Genomic DNA, 5,776 nt, shown 5'->3' with positions numbered 1-5,776 from the left:
CAGCCGGAACGCTTTCCAGAGTGTCCGTTCCAGCCTGCGCGGTCCTGCTGACCTGAGAGTTTCCGGGGCGGTTGCTCCTTCGGTGGTGAGGCGCCGGTTGCCCTGCCCTCACGCTCTCCCGCGCGGCCGGTCGAATCCCTTACGAAACCCGACAGACGCCCGAGCCTTGGCGCTGCCCTTATGCGGAGTCAATCGGCGAGCGCGCGGATTGCGTCGTTTTCGTGGATATGCACGCCCGAACCACCCTGACCCGCGAGATTGACGATCGCCGCGGCAACCGTGGCGCCCTGAATCGAGCGGTAGCGGCGGAAGGAACCGCGGAGCAAGGCATCGGCGAACGGCGCCGCAATCGTCGCCAGCCCTTCGCCCAGCCGCGGCGGTCCGGGTCGGTTGCCGAGCAGCAAGCCGGGACGTATCAGGTCGAGCCGCTTGAACCCGAGCGCGCGCAGCCCATCCTCGGTCTCGCCCTTGGTCCGCAGATAGAAATTGCCTGCTTTCGCCGACGCCCCGACCGAGCTGACTACGATCATTTGCGCCGTGCCGCCCTGCCGGGCGCCGCGCGCAGTCGCGAGTATGAGGTCATGGTCGACGGCGCGGAATGCCGCTTGCGAGCCCGCCTGGCGGATCGTGGTACCGAGGCAGCAGATGAGCACCGCCGGTTTTTCAGCGGCTATGATGTCGGGCCAGTTGTCGGGCGGTGCCACGCGTTCGGCATGGTGCGGCAGCAGCCCCGCGACCGGCCGCCGCGTGACGATCGTGACACTGCGGTCGCCGAACGCGTCGATCACCGCACGCCCGATCAGCCCGGTCGCGCCCACGATCAGAACGTCAGACATGCGCCAACGCTTCCGGCACCTCAGCGCGTCCGAAAATCTCGGCATAGCGGTCAATGGCAAAACGATCGGTCATCCCGGCAATATAGTCGCCGATGTGCCGGGTTGTCGCGCATTCTTCGCCGGGCAGACGCGCCGACCAATCCTCGCCCATCAGGCGCGGGTCGTCGGCATAGGCAGCGAACAGCCGCCCAACGACCTCGTTTGCTGCGGCTGCTGCCGCGACCTGTTCGGGGTGGTGATAAAGATTGGCGTACATGAACCGCTTCAGTTCGCGTTCCTCGGCCGCGAGTTCGGCGGAAAAGCCGCCGAGCGAGCGGCCCGCAGCGCGGACCTCGGCGACACTCGCCACGCCCGCCGCCGCGACATTGGCCGTGGTTGCGGCGATGACATCATTGACCATCACCCCAATCTGGTCGCGGACCAGTTCGCGCAGCAAGCGGTCGCGCGGCGCGCCGGGGAAGCGGTCCTCTACGGCGCGAAAATTGGCGGCGACAAACGGCTGTTCCATCAACTGATCGACGTCGAGCAACCCGGCGCGCAGCCCATCGTCGATGTCGTGGTTGTCATAGGCGATGTCGTCGGCAACCGCCGCAATCTGCGCTTCGAGGCTGGCATGGCTGCCCAAGTCGAGGCCGAAATCGCCATCAATATCGGCGAGCGCCCAGCCGGGGTTGGTCACCGGTCCATTATGCTTGGCGAGCCCTTCGAGCGTTTCCCACGTCAGGTTGAGCCCGTCGAACCGCGGATAGGGACATTCCAGCGCCGCCAGCGTGCGCAGCGTATGGCCATTGTGGTCGAAACCGCCATGATCCGCCATCGCGGCTTTCAGCGCATCCTCTCCCGCATGACCGAAGGGCGGATGGCCGATGTCGTGCGCAAGGCACAAAGCCTCGGTCAAATCCTCGTTCAGCCCCAGCGCCCGCGCGATGCCGCGGCCGATCTGCGCGACCTCGATGCTGTGGGTCAGGCGAACGCGATAATGATCGCCATCGGGAGCGACGAACACCTGTGTCTTGTGCCGCAGGCGGCGAAAGGCGATCGAATGGATGATGCGGTCACGATCGCGCTGGAAATCGTCGCGCGGCCCGCGAACAACGCGGCCCAGCTCGGCATAGCGGCGCCCGCGGCTTTGCGCAGGATCGCTGGCGCAAGCGACAACCGGAAACATTCAGATCCTCCCTGTCGCGCAGCGATGGGGAGGTGGCAGCGCGAAGCGCTGACGGAGGGGCTTTTGCACTACCGTTGCCGCCCCTCCACCATTCGCTTCGCGAACGATCCCCCTCCCCATGGCTTCGCCACAGGGAGGATTGGCGCTGGCTTCAGCCGCACTCACTTGATCGGATCGACGGTCTGGCCCGCCTCGCTGTTGAACAGGAACCCGTCGCCGCCAGCTTTTTTGTAGCCGGTCAGCCAGTCTTGCGCGGCCTTGCGGTCCTTGAACGGCCCGACCAACAATCGGCGGGTCTTGCCCCATTCGGCGGTCGCGCCCGCCTTGCCCTTGAACAGCTCGGGGCTCTTCTTGGCAAATTTGCCGAAATCGGTCGCCAGCGCGCGGGCGTTGGCGCCGGTCGCGACCTGCACCCAGATACGCGCGGGATTGGCCTTTTTCTCTGCCGCTTCGGCCTTAGCCTTGGCGTCGATTTCTGCTTTGGCTTTCGCCGCCACGGCGTCCTTTTCGCGTTTAGCTTCTTCGGCGGCGTCGGCGCGGCGCTTGTCTTCGAGCAATTTGGCGAGCGTGTCGGCGCCGATCGCATTGTCGGGCTGGCTTAGCTCCTCGGGCGGGATTTCGATCGACCCGACGATGTCGGCGAGCGATGCAAGGGGAGCGGCAGCGGCCGTTGACGGCGCAGCTGGCACGGCCGCGACGGAGGACGGCAACTGCGGCACCGTTGACGGGCCGTTCACGGAATTGCGGCCTATGTCTGCAATGGAAAAGCCGGGTCCGACGGGCGCGGCGGACTGGCTTGGGTTCGGCCCGATCGCAGCGGGCGCGGAGACGACTGCGGCGGGGGCAGTCGCTGGGACATCAACAACGGTCGGCGCTGGCCCCGAAGCGGCAGGAAAAGGATTTTCGGGTGTCGGTCCGCCCCGCACGGTCGTCGACGCCGCACCGCCTGCTGCGGGAAACGGGTTTTCCGCGGTCGGACGTGAGAGGGCTGGCTGCGGCGCAGGCGTCGGCGTCGAAGGTGCAACAGTCGCCGGGCGCGGCGTGGCGGCTACGGTTGTCGGCGGCGTGACCGGCTGGCGCGGCTGGGCATAGGCCGGCCCCACTGGCCGGGGGCTGGGCGTCGGGGTCGGCGCCGCTGCGACCGACGCGGCAGGTGGCCGCTTTGCGCTAGCCATCGCGCGCCTGCCGGTTGCGGCCGGCGGGGTCGGCGGGGGCGTCGCGGCAGCGACCTGCACGGGTTTGCGCTTCGCCCCCAGCTGGCCGTTCGGAAAACGCCCGAAATGCGCCGCCGCGGCCTGCTGCGCCGGATTGAGCCGGTCCATCTGGGTCAGATAGGGCAGGATATTCTGCGCCATTGCGGGCGGGATCGTGGCGTTGACGATCTCGCTCGCTTCACCGTCACGGCCGTTCATCGCAAGGATCATTGCGCGCAGCCGCCAGGCGCCGCGATCCTGCGCGCGCAGCTGCGGGGTCAGCATCTGGATCGCGCGATCGGCCTCGCCGCTGATCCCCAGCGACAGCGCATAGCGCCGCGTCAATTCGTCGCTGGGGGCGATCGAGAGCGCCAGCTGATAGTCGCGCTGCGCCGCATCCTGCTGCCCCAGCAAGTCGCGCGCCAGCGCCCGGTCGGACAGGAACAGTCGCTCGGGCGCGCCGAGCAGCTGCGCCTCGCCGAAATAATCGAGCGCCCGGGTTGGGTTCTCCATATGGACCATCGCCGAGCCGAGCGCGGCCTTGATCGCGCCGTCGCGCGGGCTGGCCTGCTCGGCGCGCACGAGAAAGCCGAGCGCGGCGCGATGGTCGTCCAGCTCGATCGAAGCGCGACCGGCGTCGAGCAGCGCCCGAGGATCGCTGTTGTTCGACGCGATGCGGGCGAGCGCCGACGACAGCAAAGTCCGGGCCGCTGTCCGCTTTTCCATCGCGGCTTTGGTCGCGGCATCGGGCGGCGTCACCTGCGCGGCGGCAGGTGACGCCATGAACCCCAGCAACAACGCACCGAACGCACCGGCGCAAAGCCGAACGCGTGTCGGCCTCGCCGTTATTTTCGCTTGCCGCATGGGCAATTCATCCCGATCTCCGGCCTGCCGTGCCCTGCGGGCAGCCGATTATGGCCCCGTTACTGGTTGTTCTGACGCCCCAGGAAGCGCGGGATGTCGACCCCGTCATCCTTATCGCCGCTTTCTGCCTCGGGCGCCGTGGCGCCGCGCGACAGGCGCGACATACGTTCGAACAGCGTGCCGCCGCCGATCGAACGGGCGGGCGACTCCTCGCCAGCCCCTGCCTCGCCGCCCGATGCCGGGGGCGGTGCCGTGCGGTAATCGGTCGCCGGCGCTTCGGGCGCGTCGAGCACCAGCTCTTGCGCGGTGTCATCATAGGTCGCCGCGACCTGCGACAATTCCATCGGCTCTTCCTCGGCCGCGGCCGCTTCGACGTCGACCGTGTCGCTCAGCGAAAAGCCCGGTGCCGGGTCGCTGGCTTCATCAGCCAGGGCTTCAGCGACGGGCTCTTCGTCGACGACCGGCGCAAACGCCTCTTCGATCACTGGCGCGGGCGTCGCCGCGCGCGCGGGAGCAAAGGAGAAGCTGCGCGTGGCGGGCGAGGCCTGCGCCGCGATTTCGCCCGTGCTGTCGATACCGGTGGCGACCACCGACACGCGGATCTTGCCATCCAGGCTGTCGTTGAACGCGCTGCCCCAAATGATGTTCGCATCGGGATCGACCAGCTCGCGAATATGGTTGGCAGCCTCGTCGACTTCCATCAGGCGCATGTCTTCGCCGCCGGTGATCGAGATGATGACGCCCTTGGCGCCCGCCATCGACACGCCGTCGAGCAGCGGGTTCGCAATGGCTTTCTGCGCCGCTTCGAGCGCGCGGCCATCGCCTTCGGCCTCGCCGGTCCCCATCATCGCCTTGCCCATTTCGCGCATCACGCTGCGCACGTCGGCAAAGTCGAGGTTGATCAGGCCGGGCATCACCATCAGGTCGGTAATCCCACGCACACCCTGCTGAAGTACTTCATCCGCCATGGTGAAGGCTTCTTTGAAGGTCGTGTTGGGGTTGGCGACCAGGAACAGATTCTGGTTCGGAATGACGATCAGCGTGTCGACATGATCCTGCAACTCGGCGATCCCCGAGTCTGCCGACCGCATCCGCCGCTGCCCTTCAAAGGTAAAAGGTTTGGTCACGACGCCGACGGTCAGGATGCCGCGATCGCGCGCTGCCTTGGCGATGACCGGCGCCGCCCCCGTGCCGGTGCCGCCGCCCATGCCCGCGGCGATGAAGCACATATGGGCGCCGTTCAGCGCCTCTTCGACCTGTGCGATGCTTTCTTCGGCGGCCGCGCGGCCAACCTCGGGCCGCGAACCCGCACCCAGCCCCTGGGTGATCTGCGTTCCCAGCTGGATGCGCCTTTCGGCGGGTGATGCGTTCAACGCCTGCGCGTCGGTGTTCGCAACGATGAAATCGACCCCCTCAACCCGCGAGGCAATCATATTTGCGATGGCATTGCCGCCCGCGCCGCCGACACCGATCACCGCGATCCGCGGCTTCAGTTCGTCGACTTGTGGCGGGCCAATGTTGATGCTCATCAAAAAGTCTCCCTGCAGCGGCGGACAGGTGCCGCTTCCCCAACCTTGCGACCCAAACGAGCGGGTGTCCCGCCGCCCGGTTTTCTTACCCCGCATTGCACTATTGTGACCGGGGAATCACCCAAAAAATTAACCTTTTTTCGCGTTTCACCGCTAAAAACTGCTTTTTAACGCCGCCATCAACCG

General features: G+C 67.0%; 4 protein-coding genes and 1 riboswitch. All 4 genes read right to left on the bottom strand.

What is annotated here, in order from left to right:
* Positions 1-29: 29 nt before the first annotated feature.
* Positions 30-131, bottom strand: a riboswitch (glycine riboswitch).
* A 57-nt stretch (positions 132-188) separates the two neighbouring features.
* The gene (locus VGN68_RS08100; RefSeq protein WP_327475584.1) at positions 189-836 is read right to left on the bottom strand and encodes an NAD-dependent dehydratase; all 648 of its coding nucleotides are present in this window, start codon (positions 834-836) and stop codon (positions 189-191) included.
* A complete protein-coding gene (locus VGN68_RS08095) occupies positions 829-2,004 on the bottom strand; it encodes a deoxyguanosinetriphosphate triphosphohydrolase (RefSeq protein WP_327475582.1) in 1,176 nt (391 codons plus the stop codon). The genes VGN68_RS08100 and VGN68_RS08095 overlap by 8 nt, the downstream gene beginning before the upstream one ends.
* A 161-nt stretch (positions 2,005-2,165) precedes the next feature.
* Positions 2,166-4,061 carry a tetratricopeptide repeat protein gene (locus VGN68_RS08090; protein WP_327475580.1) on the bottom strand — a complete coding sequence of 632 codons (1,896 nt, stop codon included), beginning with the start codon at positions 4,059-4,061 and terminating at the stop codon, positions 2,166-2,168.
* A gap of 59 nt (positions 4,062-4,120) precedes the next feature.
* A complete protein-coding gene (gene ftsZ, locus VGN68_RS08085; protein ID WP_327475578.1) occupies positions 4,121-5,590 on the bottom strand; it encodes a cell division protein FtsZ in 1,470 nt (489 codons plus the stop codon).
* Positions 5,591-5,776 lie beyond the last annotated feature (186 nt).

The sequence above is a fragment of the Sphingopyxis sp. genome (assembly GCF_035998965.1).
Lineage (GTDB): Bacteria > Pseudomonadota > Alphaproteobacteria > Sphingomonadales > Sphingomonadaceae > Sphingopyxis.
The sequence above is the reverse complement of the archived record's forward strand: the minus strand, read 5'-3'. Positions and strand labels throughout refer to the sequence as shown.